The organism is Streptococcus oralis (assembly GCF_001578705.1).
GTDB classification, from domain to species: Bacteria; Bacillota; Bacilli; order Lactobacillales; family Streptococcaceae; genus Streptococcus; species Streptococcus oralis_J.
This window is the reverse complement of the sequence record NZ_KQ969037.1, coordinates 2,828-20,627: the sequence shown is the minus strand read 5'-3', so window position 1 is coordinate 20,627 and position 17,800 is coordinate 2,828. Positions and strand designations below refer to the sequence as shown.

Below are 17,800 nucleotides of genomic sequence, written 5' to 3'. Positions count from 1 at the left end.
GTCTCTTAATTCATTTTTTAACGAACTACCAATTTTTTGAGTTTCCTCATTTAATTTTTCAATAAATCGTGTAATTTCATCTGTTAGCTCACTTTGGGCAAATTGAGTTCTATCAGAGTTAAATTGTATTGAAGGGTCACTAGACTTAATTGAAATATATCCAATTAATTGTTTTAATACTTCACTATATTTTTTAGTTGTCATCAACTCTGTATTAAACAAAGTATAATTGTTAAATAAGTTATTATTGATATAAATTAGAGGAGTCAACTCGTTAGTATTAGGATTATAAAACAACGAGTTAATGTTACTCTTCCCATTCGCCTTCAAAGAATAAGCAACTAAATCCATATCAATAGAATATTTACTGGAATTAAAGGTAATTTTTTCCGAATATATATCTTGATTTTCTTTACTAAAAATAATCTCTTGACTATCAGAAGAATATCGTATTCTAAATAATTGTTGTGAGCTATTTTGTTCTCTTAATTGAATTTTATAATCGGTTGATTTAGACTCCCCATCTACACTAAAGTTTATGATAAAGTTTTGGTCAGCAGAAATTTTACCATCTTGTATTTTATCATCAATAAAAGAATTTAAAATCTTATTACGATTTTTTTCTTCACTAAAATACTTACTTAAAGTCTCTACATTGTAATCATCAATTTCAATTTGGATTAATGTACCTCTAAAACTATCAGAATTTGAAACCGTAATATCTAACTGTTTATCTGTTATATTATATTCGGCAACTAGAGAATCAAAATCTGCGGCAAATTCTGATAATTGACCATTTTGAGCTGTTTTCCATGATACTCTTTTTCCAAATTTAAAAACGGATAAAAAACCTAGACCTTTTGATCCCTGTGTTAACCGTCGAGTCTCACTGTCATACGGTATAGCTTTCCCATATTTTTTATCACTGCTAGAAATATGAAATAATTTTTCAATTCCCTCCTTATCCATCCCCTCACCATAATCTCGAATAGTTAGTTGCTTTGTCTTTGAATCTAAGACAATATCCACTTTAGGTGATTTAGCATCATAGGCATTTTTTATCAACTCATTCAAGGCTATAATATTATTGGGAATTTTTTCTGACAATTCACTCAGTATATTACCTGCTACAGTAATAGGTACCTGTTCAACATTATTAGACATCTAAATCTCCTTTATTTTTCTTAATATCAGGACATATTCTTGACTCATTGATTCCACTGATTTATCTTTTACATTCGATAACCTTCTCGGCATTCTCTTAATAGGTATATTTCTTGTAATAGATGCTTCTAATTCAAATCCAATACTCTCAAAATATTCTTGAGTAACTTTAGATAATGGAACCATTTTATTATCAACTCGCCGATTGCCTAAAGTTAAAACAATTCTTTTGTTCTTTTTTATAATTCGTCCCATTTGTCCCATTACATCCAAATAGTCAGTTATAAAATTCATAACTTTTTTTCTCTTATCCGTGGCTATACTTTCAACATACTTATTTAAACAATCTGATTGATAGTTTTGTTTAATTCTTCTAATTCTCCCCCCTAAACTATTCGAGTCAATACTTGAATAATTATCTATTAATTTCTCGTCAAAACTTTCCATATCTTTTCTGTCTATCCAGTAAATTGGTAACATAGAATACTGTCCATATGTTACAGTAGTTGAATTATCTCCATAAGGAGGAGAAGTTACAATCAAATCGACAGAATCGCTCTTCATTCCAAATAAAATATCTTCCGATTTTCCTATTTTTAAATCAATTTTTTTACTTCTGTTATAATCAGGTAAAAATTGACAGTATTCGTTAATGCTCTTTATAAAATCTTCAACGATGTGGTTTTCCATCTTTTCAATAGCGCTTTGCTCTTTTATATGCAATTTAAATGTTGAACTTCTTGTATTACTGTATTTTTTTAAAATATTAATTAAACACACCCAATAATACTGTCTTACGTATCTGTATTTTTCTCTCTGAATAGCACTACGAATTTTACTAAACGTTATTATAAAATCTTTTCGATACCATTTTTCTATATTATAAAAATAGTGTTTGTCAAATTCAAAACTATCACTTTTTAAAAATTTCTCAATCCTATTATTTGCTATATCTATATATTTTTTGTTAACGCCTTGCAACTTAACTTTTGTAATAAGATTAGCTAAAGGGTTAATATCTATGCCAATCGGAGAAAGGTTATTCTTTTCACCCTCCACTAGTGTTGTTCCAGAACCATGAAAAGGATCAAGAATATTTGTAATAGATAAATCTTCACTTTTAATTAATTTAATTAATTCATATTGCATATCTGGAACCATCGTAGCTGGATAAGCACTAATTTTATGTATACCTGAAGCAGTTACATTTTTAAAGTCCCAGTAATCAATTTCTTTTTCTTTTATTTTATCTACTAAATTCGACTTCAACAATTTAGCCCCCGACTAATATTTTTCTACTATGCACCCTAAGTATAGCATAGAATTTTTTGGACGTAAAGAAATAATATAATTAATCTGTTTAGGAAAATTGAATTGATCTCTATTAACAAAAAACTCTCTACCATCTTACATGATAAAGAGTATTCGTTCTTTTTTGATACTTAGCTAAGTTTCTCTCCAAAAGAAAGAAGTCTAGGTCACAAATCCTTTTGGTAATAGTATCTTTGCCCTGTGTAGGGATAGTCTTGCAAGGTAAAGACTTCCTTGTAACCATGTCTTTTATAAAAATCTGGTGCTTGAAACTGGTAAGTATTCACGAAAGAAAAACGACAGTTTCGATTCTTGGCTTCATTTTCAGCTCGCTGCAATAGTTTTGAGCCAATTCCTTGTCCCCGTAATTCCTCTTTCACAAACAAATATTCGATTTCTAGCCAATTTCCGAAAGTCTCAGCTACTAAGCCTGCCATAAGATTGCCCTTTTCGTCTTCGAGATAAAGATTCAGTGGCTCACTTGCAGCCTCTTCTCTTTTGGAACGATTATAAGCACGAATTTGATTCCCAATTTCTTGCGCTTTCTGGGACGCTTTATTTTCCAATCTAAAGTGCATCCAAACCTCCTTCGAACTATTACAGCTTGATTATAATCTTATTTCAATAGACTGTCAAACTAAAAAGAACTCACCAAGCAAAGTTGATGAGTTCATGATTTATTTCCTAAATTTCCACTGGCTATAAATTCCGAAACCGATAATCCAGATAGCAGAACCAACTGCCCCCATGAAGGTAGACTCTTGTAAAAAGAGGGTTACAAAGACAAAGATAAAGAAGAGCATGGTTAAAGGATTTAAGAAACGATACTGAGGCATGAGGTAGCCATCCGCCATGAAGTCTTGTGACTTGCGGTATTTGAGATGAGCCACCATGATCAAGATATAAATCGCGATGTAAACACCTGATGAAGACGCCGTAATCAAAGCAAAGGCATCGGAAACACCTGGCAAAACATTGATAAAGGCAGCTAGAGCAATCAAGATTGCTGAGGCAATAATGGCATTTTGCGGAACATTGTGACGAGAAAGAGTATCTGCCTTGATTGCTTTTAAGAAGCGATTGGGTGAATCATGGGCAATCTGGTAAAGGTGTCGCCCTGTTGAATAGAGGGTTGAATTAAGAGCAGATGCTGCCGACGTCAAAACAACGAAGTTAATCAGAGCTGCCGCCCACTTGATACCTGCTAGCTCAAAAACCGTTACAAATGGTGAATCTGAAGAAGCAAGTTCTCTCCAGGGAATGATAGACATAATGGCTAATAGGGCTCCACCATAGAAGAAGACAATTCTGAGAGGAATTTCCTTAACGGCCTTGGGCAAAACCTCCCGAGGGTTCTTCGTTTCAGAGGTTGTCACTCCGATAAATTCAATCATCAGATAGGCAAAAAATACCATTTGAAAGGCCATGACAAAGTTCATGACTCCGTTTGGGAAAAGAGAGAACTGATTGCTGATATTTGCCAGACTTGCAGCACCATGCGGCGTCTCAAATCCAGTTAAAACCATAAAGGCTCCCGTTGCAATCATAGCTAAAATAGCCACAATCTTAACCATTGCAAACCAAAACTCGACTTCTCCAAAGAGCTTAACCGCAATCAGATTGACCAAGGCCAAAATCGTTAAAAAGACAATCTGAATCAACCAACTAGGCCAGCTAGGAAACCAAAACTGAACATAATGCGAAATCGCAGTGATTTCTGCCATACCGATAAAGACGACAGACAACCAATAAGACCAAACTGAGAAATAACCCCAGCCTTTCCCCAAATGACGGGTGATAAAGTTGATAAAAGTATGTTGTTCTGGATCCTGATAGAGCATCTCTCCAACAGCCCTCATCATCAAAAACATAAAGGCTCCTGTAATCATGTATATCAGGATGATAGAAGGTCCAGTAAGGCTGATAGAACGACCAGCACCTAGGAAAAGTCCTGTTCCGATTGTCCCAGCAATGGCCATCACCTGAACGTGGCGATTGGTTAATCCACGCTCCATTTTATTTTTCTTCTTATTTTCACTCATATAGTCTCCTATTTATCCAAAAAACCAAAAAGGAGTTGAGCAAGGTAAAACCTTCACTACTCCTTTTTCATCCTATTTAGGCTGTTTTCTCAACCTTTAAGATTTTGACATCATAGCTACCAACTGGTGTTTCAATCGTTGCAGTATCGCCAGTCTTCTTGCCAATTAGAGCACGGCCAATCGGACTTTCATTTGAGACTTTACCAGCAAAAGCATCTGCACCTGCAGAACCGACGATGATGTAGACCTCTTCTTCGTCTTCACCGACTTCTTGGATTGTTACTGTCTTACCGATTGCTACCTCATCTTGGGCAACCGCATCGCTATTAACAATTTCAGCATAGCGAATCTTTGTTTCTAGACTTGAAATTTGACCTTCAACAAAAGCTTGTTCATCTTTCGCTGCTTCATACTCACTATTTTCTGAAAGGTCTCCATAGGAACGAGCAATCTTGATACGCTCTACGACTTCAGGACGTCGAACGAGTTTCAACTCCTCTAATTCTTTTTCTAGTTTTTCCTTTTCTTCAAGGGTCATTGGGTAAGTTTTTTCTGCCATTTTTTTAACTTTCTTTTCTATTTACTTTTTTAAAACAAAATTATGTGGAAAACCACATAATTTTAGTTTGAACTACTTGCTTGAGGTAATTTGCTATTGATGTGTTCTGCAACGTTTTGATCATGTTCTTCTTTGGTCGTTGCAAAGTATACTTTACCATCTTCGACATTGGCTACAAAGTACAAGTACTCACTCTTTGTCTGATTTACACTTGCTTCAATAGCATCGAGGCTTGGACTATCAACTGGTCCAGGCATGAGACCAAGGTGTGTGTAAACATTGTATGGTGAATCAATCGTTGTATCAATTCCAGCATCATCCGCTAGGCTAATCTTTTGACCAAGCTTGCCTTGGGCATACAGGATAGCGATATTACTTTGAAGCGGCATACCGAGATTTAGGCGGTTATAGAAGACACCAGCAATCTTCTTGCGGTCTTCTGTCTTGGCACCTTCTTTTTCAACAAGAGAAGCGATGCTGAGTAATTCATTGACTGTCAGATTCTTTTCTTTAATTGAGGCGTAATATGATGACATGTTCTTATCCATAGCAGCTAACATCTCATCAATCAAACTTTCAACTGTAGTGCTTTCTTTGATGGTATAAGTTGCTGGGAAAAGGTAACCTTCTAGGCGATAACGAACCCCGCTATCTTTTGTTGGTAGACTTCCAAGCAAGTTTGGATACTTGGCTACTACTTGAGAGATAAAGGTCTCATCTTGAGCTTTTGCCAAGAAAGCATCCGCTGTAAGAGGTTCTTTAAATTCACCTTGAAGTTGTCCTACTGTTTGAGCGATTTGCTCTAATGTATATCCTTCTGGAATTGTCAGGCTTGCAAGAGCTGGTTCTTGAGGTTCAGGAGTTCCCCCCTTTTGCAATTCTTGGATCAATTCATCCGTACTCATGCTCTTCTTCAAGTTGTAATAACCTGATTTTAAGTCTGCGCCCTTATATTTAGCATAAAAGCTAAAGATAAGTCCATGTTTTACCAAACCAGATTTTTCCAAAGTGCTCCCAATTTCTTGAATATTTGAACCTTCTGGAATTTGAACCGTTACATAATCCTTAGAGCTCGCATCAACAGGTTTCAAGGATTCTTGAACGTATCCATAACCAAAGAAGCCACCAATACTTACGAGCACTAGGAGAACTAGGAAAGTTAGCAAACAGCCTTTAGCTTTTGATTTCTTCTTTTTCTTAGCTGGCTTTGTTCCTTCACGACGACTGCGTCGTGGAGCATCCGCTAGGTTATCAACTTTCTCAACTGGAGCCGGGACTACATTCTCCACAACAGGAGGGACTGATTCTTCTTTTTTGTCATCTGTTTTATAGGAAACAGCCACTTTAGTTGGAGTAGTGTTAAACTCTTTGTCTTCCTTTTTAGGCTCTACAGCATCAATCTTGGCTGGTGCAGGCTCTTCTAGTTTTGACTCTTCTGATTCTGGTGCTGTCACTTCGCTTGATTCAAAACTTGGACGTGGTGGCACACTTGGGGCATTTTTAAGGATTTCATCCACAGTTGACAGAGAGTCTACCATTAAACCTTCTGTGGCAAGATTTGGTTCTTGTTCAGAAGGAGCGGGTGGAGTTACTTGAGAAGATGGAGTTGGGGTGGTCGGACTTTCCTCTTCTTTCCCTCTTCTTTCTCTCTCTCTGACTCTCTCTAAATCGCGTAAAATCTGTTCTTTAAAGCTTAACGTTTCTTCTCTTGATTTCTCGCTCAAAAGCTTTACCTCCTTGTTGGCAATCCATAACATTATATCTTAAAAGTCTCAGAAAAGCAACAAAATATACCTTTCTACAACTATATTTCTTGTTTTCAAGGTTTCCAAACCATGTTATACCAGGTCTCACCTGCATAGGTAGATTGGGATAGTCCTTCATTGACAAAACCATGTTTCTCGTAATATGAGATAAGATAATCATGACAAGTCAGGTTAATGCCTTCTCGTTCATGTTCTAAAGCGACTTCTTTCAGAGCCCTTAACAGTCTTTTTCCCACGCCCAAAGCCTGTGCCTCCTTGGCTACCGACAGGCTCGTTACTGAGATATAGCCACCAGACCGATGACTATGGTCTTCTACTTCTTCCGTAAAGGACTGATCTTGTAGATGGCGGTGTGGGACGACTGGACCTTCAATATACCCAAGGATGCGTCCCTCCCTTTCAGCTACAAGAAAACTGGTCTGAATTTCACGTAAGTGCGCCTCAAAGACCGAACGAGGAATGGCTTCTTCAAGGGAGAAATTCTCTAGCTCTATCTCTAAAATTCGGTCCAAATCCGAAAATCTTGCTTGTCTGATTTTCATATTTCCTCCTGATAAAAAGGATTGACCCAAATCAGATTCCATTCCGAAGAGCTTGCATACAGGGCTTCTGGCACTTCTTCCTCGATAAACCCATTCATCTCAAAGTAAAAAAGGAGGTCGTCAGAGCAAGTCAGACGAAGACACTTGACTCCTTCTTCTACAGCCGCTTGTTTTAAGCTGGCTAGGAGAAGAGTTCCCAAACCTTGTCTACGATGGTCAGGATGAATGACTACACGCTTGATTTCAAGGTTTAGGAGTGCTTGAGTGTGTGTTTCTGACACTTCAGCCCCAAGAACATAGCCCACGAGCTGATTTTCATCCCTAGCTACAAGAAAGGTACCCGCAGACTTGCGGATACACTCTTCTAAGGATTGTCGACTCACTGCCTCGTCTGCTGAAAAATTGGACTCTTCAATCGCCAAAATTTCATTTAAATCTGATAAGGTGGCTTGCCTTATAGTGATTGGAATTTCCATCTGGTTTTCCTTATTGGACGTTGCTTGTCAAGTTTGACAAGAGACGTTCAAATGAATATTCATAGGTTTGGATGTCTCCAGCACCCATAAAGACGTAAACAGCATTGTCATGATCTAGGAGTGGAGAAACATTTTCAACTGTGATGACTTGGTGTTTCTTGTTGATTTTATTGGCTAAGTCTTCTACTTTAACATCACCATGGTCCACTTCACGTGCTGATCCATAGATTTGCGCTAAGTAGACTGCATCTGCCTGATTCAAGGCTCGTGCAAAATCATCCAACAAGGCGATGGTTCTTGTAAAGGTATGCGGTTGGAAGATTGCTACGATTTCCTTGCTTGGGTATTTCTGACGAGCCGCATCCAAGGTCGCGATGATTTCTGTTGGATGGTGGGCAAAGTCATCAATGATCACTGTATCATTGACAATTTTCTCAGTGAAACGACGCTTGACACCTGCAAAAGTTTTCAAGTGTTCACGGACCAAGTTCAAATCGAATCCTGCTGTGTAAAGAAGACCAATAACAGCTGTCGCATTCATGATATTGTGACGACCAAAGGTTGGAATGTGGAATTGACCCAACTCTTGTCCACGGAAGTGAACAGTAAAGGTTGAACCAGTTGTTGAACGAAGAAGATCACTAGCTACAAAGTCATTGCCCTCAGCTTCAAACCCATAGTAATAGATTGGAGCATTGGCTGTAATCTTACGCAACTCATCATCCTCACCGTACACAAACAAACCTTTGGTAATTTGTTTGGCATAGTCGTTAAAGGCATTGAAAACATCCTCTAGACTAGTAAAGTAATCTGGATGGTCAAAGTCAATGTTGGTGATGATAGAGTATTCTGGGTGGTAAGGCATGAAATGACGCTCATATTCGTCTGATTCAAAGACAAAATATTTGGCATTAGCTGAACCGCGACCTGTCCCGTCACCAATCAAGAAGCTGGTGTCTGTGATGTGAGACAAGACGTGTGACAGCATACCTGTTGTTGAAGTTTTTCCATGAGCTCCTGCCACTCCCATGCTGACAAAGTCGCGCATAAAGCTACCTAGGAATTCGTGGTAACGTTTGTAGCTGATACCATTTTGATCTGCATAAGCAATTTCAACGTTGTTATCTGGACGGAAGGCATTTCCAGCGATAATCTCCACATCACCTTGTAGGTTCTTTTCATCAAAAGGAAGAATCGCAATCCCTGCTTGCTCTAGTCCACGTTGAGTAAAGTAATATTTTTCAACGTCTGATCCTTGAACCTTGTGTCCCATTTGGTGCAACATCAAGGCCAAGGCACTCATCCCTGATCCCTTGATTCCAATAAAATGATATGTTTTTGACATGCTTTTCTCCCCTACTCAGTAATTCTTGTCAGATTCAACTCTTGGGCAACCTGACGTTCCTGTTCTGTTTGCTTATTCTTTTTATTATAGATTTGACTCTTCTTTAGAAAATCATAGTTGTTCTTTTTATTTTTTCCCGTTTGGGTTTTCGGAGTTGGAGTCGCCACTTGGCCAACCTCTTCAGCTAGAATATAGTGAGACTGGATCAAGTTTTTGCTAAACTTGGCAAACTCACCTGGATTTTCCTTTTGAAATGGTGCTGTTGGTTGGTTTCCTTGACGAACAAGTGTTGAACCATTGTGTCGTCTAGTATGACTAACATCCTGAGTCAAATACTTGGCTGAACGTTTCTTCTTCAGATCCGCACGCGCCTCTTCTCGAGCCAATTCAGCATACGTTTTTTCAACCTTTTTAGGTTCTGGGCTCAGCTTTGACTCCTTATTAACCACTGGAGAAACTACGGTTTCTTCCTCATTGATAGGAGACCATTCCAAATAGTTCTTATCGCGGTAATCACCTTTGATATTGCTAATAAAGTCTGACTCATCGTACAAGTCCATGACTGGCATTTTGGTCAGCATGATCTCATCATCTGACACCAATGGAAATCGATCTTGTTTCATTTTGTATTTCCTTTCAACACTTCATTATAGCGTATTGTTTTGATTTTTCAAGTGCTGGCTTCAGAAATTCCCAAAATTTCACGAATTTCTGCCAGACTGAGACTCGCACGCGACTCTGTACCATCTAAAACTTGGGAAACCAAATGTTTCTTTTGTTCTTGAAGTTCTTGGATCTTTTCTTCAATGGTTCCCTTGGTAATCAAACGATAGACCTCGACCATCTGCTCCTGCCCCATGCGGTGGGCTCGTCCGATAGCCTGTGCTTCGACAGCAGGATTCCACCAGAGGTCAACCAAAATAACCGTATCAGCTCCCGTTAGATTGAGACCAACACCACCCGCCTTCAGAGAGATGAGAAAGGCATCTCTTTCTCCTTGGTTAAAGGACTTGGTCATCTCCTGTCTTTCTTGAGCAGGAGTTGAACCTGTGATTTTGAAGGAAGTCAAGCCCAAGTCTGGTAGTTCTTGCTCAATTTTTTCCAACATTCCTTTGAATTGTGAGAAAATCAAGACCCGATGCCCACCATCAGCCACTTGTAGCAATAAATCTCGGAGACTATCCAATTTACCACTAGCTCCTTGGTAATCGTCCATAAAGAGAGCTGGCGTATCGCAGATTTGGCGCAAACGCATGAGACCAGATAAAATTTCTACCCGACTTCTCTGGAATTCTTGATCTGTCACTTGGGCTAGTCGGTCTCGCATCTGTTGCAACTGGGCTAGATAGATGGCCTTCTGCTGGTCTTCCAGTTCATTTTTATAGACGACTTCGATTAGGTCAGGCAGTTCTGTAAGGACTTCTTCTTTCTTACGCCTCATGACGAAGGGCTTGATAAACTGCGCCACTCGCTCAGCTGGTAATTTCATAAACTCTTTCTTGTTCGGCAAGAGCCCTGGGAGGACGATTTGAAAGATAGACCACAACTCTCCTAGATGGTTTTCTATGGGCGTTCCTGATAAAGCAAAGACTGCTGGTACCACAAACTGGCGCAAACTCTGGGCAATCTTGGTTTGAGCATTTTTCATAACTTGGGCTTCATCTAAGAAGAGAAAATCAAAGGCCATCTCTTGATAAAGCTCGCTGTCTTGACGAAAGGTGGCATAGCTAGTCACATAGATTTGGTGATTTTCAGAAAGAATCGCTTCTCGATTCGTTTTCAAACCATGAACGACAGCCAAATCCAACTGTGGGGCAAATTTCCTGAATTCATCTGCCCAATTGTAGATTAAACCTGACGGAGCTAAAATCAAGACCCGACTATCTTCTGTCACCTGACTAGTCAAAAAAGCGATAGTTTGCAGTGTTTTGCCCAACCCCATATCATCTGCCAGAATGCCACCAAAACCATAGTGATGAAGCATCTGGAGCCAACGAACACCCTTTTCCTGGTAGTCTCTTAAATTCGCCTGAACCCGTATATCTCCCAAAGGAAAGTCCTCTGGATGAGTCAAATCATGAGCTAAATGCTGAAATTCCTCTGTGAAGGAGATCCTGTCTCGACCTTCAAAAACCTGAGAAAGGCTATAAGCCAGAGATTTTCGAGCTTGAAAAGAACCATCTTTTAGCTCAACCCCCAGTTCCTGCAAATTTTGACGAATCTGCTTGGTTTCCTCATCAAAAAAGTACACTTGGTCAGAAGAACTGATATAGAAATCCTGATTGCTGGTCAGGGCTTTAAGAGCTTGATCAATCTCTTCTTGGGCAATCCCTTGGAAATCAAACTGAATCTCCAACAATCCTCCCTTGGACTCAATCTGAACCTGAGGAGCTTGGACACTGTAGAGCTGATTTATCTCATCAGACAAGAAAATCTGACCCAATTTCTCAAAAGCTGGAATCGTATGGTGAAAGAAAGAATAAACCGCTTCTGGCTTCAAAGCCTGTCTCCAAGACTGAAAATCAGCCTCAAAACCAGCCCCTAAACAGATTTGAAATAGCTGGTTTTCCAAGACGGCATCGCTTGAAAATGGTAATTGTTCCAACTGTTGACGGCTAGTAACCTTAACATCTCCATAGTCAAACTGGATATCCAAGCGGATGCGACCATCCTTCTCCTTGTCAAAGTAAAAAATCGGTGAAAAGGCTCGTATTTGTAAACGTTCTGGAGCAGAAACTGTGCCCAGCTGTCCAAACAAAGGCAAACAGGCGGCCAGACGGTCACGATCACTGTTGTCAAACTGGAGCCATTTTCTCCCTCTTTCTTCCTGAGGAAGCTCCTTGATTTCCTTTAGGAGGCTGATTTGTTTAGTGTTTAAGAGATAAAGATTCCCCTTACGAAAGAGAACCGCTCCCCCATAGAATACGTTGACTCTCTCAGTCTCAGAAATCTCCATCTCAAAATAATCGGGATACTCCTTCACAGAAAAAGCGAAAAGTTTCGCATCAGAATCTAGATCATGAAAGAGAAGATTTTCATAACTAGTAATCTGGTGTTCAAAATGAAAATCCTCCAAGTTCATCAGCAACTCTACCCCCTGCTCAAAAAAGGTCAGAGGGAAAAAGAGGTGACGACCTTGATTGGGGAAAAAGAGGTCTTGACTCAGTCCCTCCTCAATCAAGCCACATAAAAAAGTAATAACATCTTGACTAGCTGTATCAAAAGCATCCCAAGACAAGTCATTTTCATAGTGTTTCCCAATCATATATGGCTTTCGATAGACCAAGACCTTCAAAAAGAGAGGGATGTCTCGAATGACATAATATTTTTGACTATTAACTAAACCGATTCGGAGAGTCCAAAGGAGGCGATTGGTCCCAGCTTCTACCTGGCCTTGAGCCGACAAAGTGTAGATTTTCTCTCGCTTCTGAGGTTGGATACGCTCCAAAAAACTACCACCAAAACTAACCTTAGTTTCGACCTCTTCTTGCTCTTCATGTCCTTTTTCTAAGGCTTGTAAAATCACCTGGCCTTCTTCGTCGTTCTTCAGATAATGCTCGAGCGCTGCGAGGTGAACACAGTAACCTCTTTTTTGGAAAAAATCGCAAGCACAAAAAACCAGATCATCCTCTAAACTGTAGCGCAAGTCTTCTCCCGCCACACGAGTATAGAGGCGATTCCCTTTTTCCTTGATAATCTCAATGTTGCCTGTTTCATAGAGAGTAACACCCTCCATGCGCAACTTTCCCGGAATCAATTTAGCCATAGTTACCCCTTTATCTTATCTTTTCATTATACCACATTTTCCCCTATGAAAATAGCCTTCTAGGAAGACTTTTCTCCTAGAAGGCTGGATTTTTAAAGTGTAGCAAAAGTGGTCACGATGCGTTGGCAAACCTCTTCCAGTACTGACTTCGGCATAGCTACATTGAGGCGAGCATGAAGGGTTCCTTCCTCCCCAAAGTCCAAACCTCGGTTCAAGATAACCTTGGCTTCATTCTTCAAAAGCTCTTGCAAGCGGTCATCCGTTAGGTCATAGGCTGAAAAATCAAGCCAAATCAAGTAGGTACCTTGCGGTTTCATGACCTTAATCTTGGTTTCTTTGCTCAAAACATCCACTACATAGTTAATGTGGTCCTCGATGACTTCTTTTAACTCTCCTAACCAGTCCTTGCCATAACGGTAGGCAGCTTCTGTCGCCAAATAGCCCAATCCTGAGATTTCATGTTGGTTATTGGCCAACTGGCGTTTTTGGAAAGCCACACGAAGCTTGGGATTTTCAATAACTGCATAGGAATTCTTGGTCCCAGCAATATTAAAGGTTTTAGTGGCACTACTCAAAATAAGGGCAAAGTCTTTAAAGGCGGGATCAATGGTGTTGAAAGACTGGTGTTTGTGACCAAAGAGGGCCAAATCTTGGTGGATCTCATCTGAAACCAACAAAACACCATGTTTTTGGCAGAGATGGCCAAGCTTTTCTAACACTTCCTTTTCCCAAACACGTCCACCAGGATTGTGGGGATTGCAAAGGATATAAAGCTTCACATCCTCTTCTACCAAATCCTTCTCCAACTGGTCAAAGTCAATCTCAAACAATCCATCCTTTTCCACCAAAGAATTGGTAATCAATCGGCGATTGTTCAGTTTGACACTGCGGGCAAAAGGTGGATAGACCGGTGTGTTAATCAGGACAGCCTCACCTTCTTTTGTAAAGGCTTGAATAGCTGTTGAAATAGCTGGCACCACTCCCTCGATAAAGACGATGGCATCCTTGTCAAAGTGATACCCATGTTGACTGGCTTCCCAGTCCTGAACCGACTTTATCAAAGCATCGCTAGCATAGGTATAGCCATAGACCAACTGATCTGCGTAGGCTTGTACAGCTTGTCGAACCTCAGGCAAAACCACAAAGTCCATATCTGCTATCCAGGCTGGTAAAACTTCTCGATCAGCTTCCGCTTCTTTCCATTTATAGGTATGGTGCCCAAAACGATTGGGCAGGCTTGTAAAATCATATTTTCCCATATCTATCTTATCCTTCCAAAGCTTGGCGCAAGTCCGCAATCAAATCTCTAGCATCTTCAATCCCAATAGACAAACGCAAAAGATCATCTGTCAATCCATAGGAATGGCGCACTTCTGCTGGAATATCCGCATGGGTTTGCGTCGTCGGATAGGTGATCAGACTCTCAACCCCACCCAAACTCTCAGCAAATGAGAATACCTTCAAGCTGTTTAGAATATGAGGAATTCGTTTTTCATCCACTACTTTAAAGGAAATCATGCCTCCACGGCCTGTATAGAGCACTTCCTTGACAGCAGGCGAATCCTTCAAAAAAGCAACCACTTCTTGGGCATTGGCTGTCGAACGCTCCATACGCAGAGACAAGGTCTTAAGACCACGAATCAACTGATAACTATCAAATGGTGACAAGACCGCACCAGTCGTATTCAAATTGTAGAACAGTTGCTCATATAGTTCTAAACTATTAGTCACAACCACCCCAGCTAAGACATCATTGTGCCCTGCAAGGTACTTGGTTGCCGAATGAAGGACAATATCCGCACCATCTTCGATTGGTCGTTGGTAAATCGGACTGTAGAAGGTATTGTCTACGACTACTTTAGCACCCTTGTCATGAGCTAGTTTGGCTAGTTTTGCAATATCAAATTCCAACATCAAAGGATTGGTTGGCGTTTCGATGTAGAGAACATCCACATCATTTTCCAGCTCAGCAATCAACTCTGCTTCCGTATTGGCATAGGTAAAATGGAAACGGCCTTCTTGCTCTACTTGGTTGAACCATCGGAAAGAACCCCCATAAAGATCGCGCACAGCCAAGACTTTACTTCCTACTGGAAAAACACTAAAAGCCAGTACAATCGCAGCCATACCTGAGCTCGTCGCTAGGGCATAGTCTGCTGATTCGATTGCCGCCAAGACTTCCTCCGCCCTACTGCGAGTTGGGTTTTTAGTGCGCGTGTAGTCAAATCCAGTAGACTGACCGAACTCTGGATGCTGATAAGTTGTTGAAAAATGAAGCGGCGTCACCAAGGCACCTGTCGTCTTATCTGACTTGATACCCGCCTGGGCCAAAATTGTGTTGATGTGTCGTTCTTTGCTCATACAATACCTCCAAATCTATAGTAACTATTGTACCACTTATTTTCGCCAACTCATTTTCTTCTTTTCAAGAGCTAGTTATAGTTTCAAACTATACAAAAACGATAGTTCCTTGAGAAACTATCGTTTTTCCTGTTGAATAGACTGGTTATTTAACGTGTTTTGCCAGTTCTTCTTGGGCTTTTTTATTTGATTCTTCTTTTTCTTTCAGCCATTTTTCTTTAGCTTTTTCATACTCATCAGCCGTTACAGTCTTATCTTGTAACTTGAGGTACTTGTATGATTCCACACCCTTATTTCCTGCTTGTGAGAATGGTGCTGAGAATGGAACTGTCTTTCTCAAGCTAGGTGTTCCACCAAGGGAAACGTTTGGAATTGCAAGGGCGCTATCAACGAGCCAAGCTTGAATTTCTGCATATTTTTCATAACGTTTCGCTGGATCTTGCTCCTTGTTAGCTTCTTCTAACATTTGAGTGTAAGTATCCAGACCAACTGCCTTAGCCTTGTCATTGACCTCACCTGGTTCTAGACCAAGGTTTTGCAACATACCGCCGTTATTGACATTTAGGATATCTAGATAGCTTGATGGATCCAAGTAGTCAGCACTCCAACCGCCATTATAGATATCAAAGTCTTTTTGAGCTGCCGTTTGAGCGAGGTAGCTAGAATTATCGAAGTCATCTGTTGATAATTGTTGGATATCAATAACCACATTCTCAGCTCCTAGAACAGATTCGATGGATTGTTTTAAAGAACTTGCTTCAAGTACACCTTTTTTAGCTGATTGGTCAACTGATACATCCAAGTGAATTGGGAATTGCACACCCTTAGCTTCCAATTCTTTCTTAGCTTCTGCAAATTTAGCTTTAGCCTTGTCAGGATTGTAGTATGGATCTTGCGCGTCTGCAAAGTTGATTCCTTGCCATTCTTGACCATAGTTGACCATCTTTTCTGAAACAACATCGCCAAAGTCTTTTCCGTTGATACTTACAAATGTAGGAGGTACCACTAGGTTACGAATAATCTTCGTTGCTCCATCTTCCCCTTGAGATTGAGCTCCATAGGCTGTACGGTTATAAGCATAGTTGAAGGCTTGACGGAAGTTTTTATTCAGAACTGCTTCTTGTGTTGATTTCTTTTCGATATCTGAGGACTTAGAAGTGAAGTTATAAGATTTTCTGTCCAAGTTGAAGTTCAAGTAATAAGAAGTTGCGGTTTGCATACTATAGATGATGTTATCCTTGTTCTTCTCTTTAATTCCTTCAAAACTTGAGCTATTTGGATAGAGACGCGCGTAGCTGTAGACTCCTTCTACAAAGTTACGAGCTAGGGCATCTTGGTCACTACCATCATAGTAAGTCAATTTCACATCGTCCACAAAGACATTTTTAGCATCCCAGTAGTTCGGATTTTTCTTGTATTCGATAACAGATTTTGAAACAAATGATTTCATCAAGAAAGGTCCATTGTACAAAATGCTAGAAGGGTCTACCTTACCAAAATCATCCCCTTTTGATTTCAAGAAATCCGCATTGACAGGGAAGAGAATGGTTGAAGTTGTTTTAGAGTTCCAATAAGATTCTGGACGTGTCAAAGTGTACTGAACTGTTTGGTCATCAATCGCCTTCACACCGACAGTTGAAAAGTCTGTTGTTTTACCGTTGATATAGTCATCCAAACCTGCTACAGAGTCTTGAACCAAGTACAAGGCTTCAGATTTTTTATCTGCCGCATATTTCAAACCTGTCACAAAGTCTTGAGCAGTTACCGGTGCGTATTCTTCACCTTCGTATGTATACCACTTGGCATCTTTACGAAGTTTGTAGGTATAAGTCAAACCGTCCTTGGAAACGGTCCAATCCTCTGCCAAAGATGGAACATAGTTACCATATTGGTCATTTTCCATCAAACCATCTACCAGATTGGTAACGATATCATTGGTTGTTGCACGGTTCTCTGCTAGATAGTTCAAACTAGATGGATCACTAGAATAGACATAGTTATATGTTTTAGATGAACTTGCTGAGTTCCCACATGCGCTCAATAGGATACCTGCGCTTAACACGACACCTGCCAGTGTCAGATACTTGGCCTTAGACTTTTTCATTTCCAGAACCTCCTGTTTTAGATATTTGCCTTATTATACAGCTTTAGTTTTATTTAGTCAAGCAATTCCTGTCACAAAAGGTCGAAATTATATTATTTTCTATACAAATTTTAGATTTTTATCTATTTCGTTAGGTATATGCAATGAGTAGTGTAATATTTTTACCTCTTATTCCTAAGCGCTTTAAAAGCTATCTTGTAATTTGGATACTATCTTTGGCGGTGATTAATAACCAGTAAGACATCATTAAGTTCTTTAGAACATTTAGAGCGATAGTTCTCGTCACTTTGAATGTTAGAAAAGAGAGAACCAATCTGATTCTCTCTCATGCTTAGTTAGATCTCACCCTCTACAGTTGACAAAA

14 protein-coding genes are annotated in these 17,800 nt (G+C 39.8%); all 14 read right to left on the bottom strand.

The genetic code is table 11. The features are described from left to right. Positions 1-1,164, bottom strand: a 1,164-nt coding sequence (locus tag SORDD05_RS00085) for an ATP-binding protein (RefSeq protein ID WP_196757188.1), incomplete at its 3' end; no start/stop codon positions are given. Beyond that, on the bottom strand, positions 1,165-2,433 hold the full coding sequence (locus tag SORDD05_RS00080; RefSeq protein ID WP_125825821.1) for a DNA methyltransferase: 1,269 nt from the start codon (positions 2,431-2,433) through the stop codon (positions 1,165-1,167). It lies immediately after the preceding gene. Positions 2,434-2,642: 209 nt separating this feature from the next. Then, complete coding sequence (locus SORDD05_RS00075; protein ID WP_081102426.1) at positions 2,643-3,053, bottom strand: GNAT family N-acetyltransferase; 411 nt, start codon at positions 3,051-3,053, stop codon at positions 2,643-2,645. Between the two features lie 99 nt (positions 3,054-3,152). Beyond that, positions 3,153-4,517 (bottom strand): amino acid permease, encoded by a 1,365-nt coding sequence (locus SORDD05_RS00070; RefSeq protein WP_061416402.1) that lies wholly within the window; start codon positions 4,515-4,517, stop codon positions 3,153-3,155. Positions 4,518-4,593: 76 nt separating this feature from the next. Further along, the gene (gene greA / locus SORDD05_RS00065; RefSeq protein WP_000818765.1) at positions 4,594-5,076 is read right to left on the bottom strand and encodes a transcription elongation factor GreA; all 483 of its coding nucleotides are present in this window, start codon (positions 5,074-5,076) and stop codon (positions 4,594-4,596) included. A gap of 62 nt (positions 5,077-5,138) precedes the next feature. Beyond that, entirely contained in the window at positions 5,139-6,833 is a 1,695-nt protein-coding gene (mltG, locus tag SORDD05_RS00060; protein ID WP_081102425.1) for an endolytic transglycosylase MltG, read from the bottom strand. A 62-nt stretch (positions 6,834-6,895) separates the two neighbouring features. Continuing rightward, on the bottom strand, positions 6,896-7,384 hold the full coding sequence (locus SORDD05_RS00055; RefSeq protein ID WP_061416394.1) for a GNAT family N-acetyltransferase: 489 nt from the start codon (positions 7,382-7,384) through the stop codon (positions 6,896-6,898). Continuing rightward, positions 7,381-7,860, bottom strand: coding sequence for a GNAT family N-acetyltransferase (locus tag SORDD05_RS00050; protein WP_061416391.1), 480 nt, complete (start codon positions 7,858-7,860; stop codon positions 7,381-7,383). The genes SORDD05_RS00055 and SORDD05_RS00050 overlap by 4 nt, the downstream gene beginning before the upstream one ends. 10 nt (positions 7,861-7,870) lie before the next feature. Beyond that, the gene (murC, locus tag SORDD05_RS00045; RefSeq protein ID WP_061416388.1) at positions 7,871-9,205 is read right to left on the bottom strand and encodes a UDP-N-acetylmuramate--L-alanine ligase; all 1,335 of its coding nucleotides are present in this window, start codon (positions 9,203-9,205) and stop codon (positions 7,871-7,873) included. An 11-nt stretch (positions 9,206-9,216) separates the two neighbouring features. After that, on the bottom strand, positions 9,217-9,828 hold the full coding sequence (locus SORDD05_RS00040) for a divisome accessory protein ZapJ (RefSeq protein ID WP_061416385.1): 612 nt from the start codon (positions 9,826-9,828) through the stop codon (positions 9,217-9,219). Between the two features lie 47 nt (positions 9,829-9,875). After that, a complete protein-coding gene (locus tag SORDD05_RS00035; RefSeq protein ID WP_061416382.1) occupies positions 9,876-12,971 on the bottom strand; it encodes a pilus expression-regulating Snf2 family helicase in 3,096 nt (1,031 codons plus the stop codon). A gap of 92 nt (positions 12,972-13,063) precedes the next feature. After that, a complete protein-coding gene (locus tag SORDD05_RS00030) occupies positions 13,064-14,230 on the bottom strand; it encodes a MalY/PatB family protein (RefSeq protein ID WP_061416379.1) in 1,167 nt (388 codons plus the stop codon). Between the two features lie 7 nt (positions 14,231-14,237). Continuing rightward, positions 14,238-15,332 carry a cystathionine gamma-synthase gene (locus SORDD05_RS00025; RefSeq protein WP_061416376.1) on the bottom strand — a complete coding sequence of 365 codons (1,095 nt, stop codon included), beginning with the start codon at positions 15,330-15,332 and terminating at the stop codon, positions 14,238-14,240. Between the two features lie 145 nt (positions 15,333-15,477). Next, the gene (locus tag SORDD05_RS00020) at positions 15,478-17,436 is read right to left on the bottom strand and encodes a peptide ABC transporter substrate-binding protein (RefSeq protein WP_000748532.1); all 1,959 of its coding nucleotides are present in this window, start codon (positions 17,434-17,436) and stop codon (positions 15,478-15,480) included. Between the last annotated feature and the right edge of the window lie 364 nt (positions 17,437-17,800).

Excerpts from the sequence above, each read along its gene's own strand:
- SORDD05_RS00075 (WP_081102426.1), bottom strand. The coding sequence starts at position 3,053 with ATGCACTTTAGATTGGAAAATAAAGCGTCCCAGAAAGCGCAAGAAATT.
- SORDD05_RS00070 (WP_061416402.1), bottom strand. The coding sequence starts at position 4,517 with ATGAGTGAAAATAAGAAGAAAAATAAAATGGAGCGTGGATTAACCAAT.
- greA (WP_000818765.1), bottom strand. The coding sequence starts at position 5,076 with ATGGCAGAAAAAACTTACCCAATGACCCTTGAAGAAAAGGAAAAACTA.
- mltG (WP_081102425.1), bottom strand. The coding sequence starts at position 6,833 with ATGTTATGGATTGCCAACAAGGAGGTAAAGCTTTTGAGCGAGAAATCA.
- SORDD05_RS00055 (WP_061416394.1), bottom strand. The coding sequence starts at position 7,384 with ATGAAAATCAGACAAGCAAGATTTTCGGATTTGGACCGAATTTTAGAG.
- SORDD05_RS00050 (WP_061416391.1), bottom strand. The coding sequence starts at position 7,860 with ATGGAAATTCCAATCACTATAAGGCAAGCCACCTTATCAGATTTAAAT.
- murC (WP_061416388.1), bottom strand. The coding sequence starts at position 9,205 with ATGTCAAAAACATATCATTTTATTGGAATCAAGGGATCAGGGATGAGT.
- SORDD05_RS00040 (WP_061416385.1), bottom strand. The coding sequence starts at position 9,828 with ATGAAACAAGATCGATTTCCATTGGTGTCAGATGATGAGATCATGCTG.
- SORDD05_RS00035 (WP_061416382.1), bottom strand. The coding sequence starts at position 12,971 with ATGGCTAAATTGATTCCGGGAAAGTTGCGCATGGAGGGTGTTACTCTC.
- SORDD05_RS00030 (WP_061416379.1), bottom strand. The coding sequence starts at position 14,230 with ATGGGAAAATATGATTTTACAAGCCTGCCCAATCGTTTTGGGCACCAT.
- SORDD05_RS00025 (WP_061416376.1), bottom strand. The coding sequence starts at position 15,332 with ATGAGCAAAGAACGACACATCAACACAATTTTGGCCCAGGCGGGTATC.
- SORDD05_RS00020 (WP_000748532.1), bottom strand. The coding sequence starts at position 17,436 with ATGAAAAAGTCTAAGGCCAAGTATCTGACACTGGCAGGTGTCGTGTTA.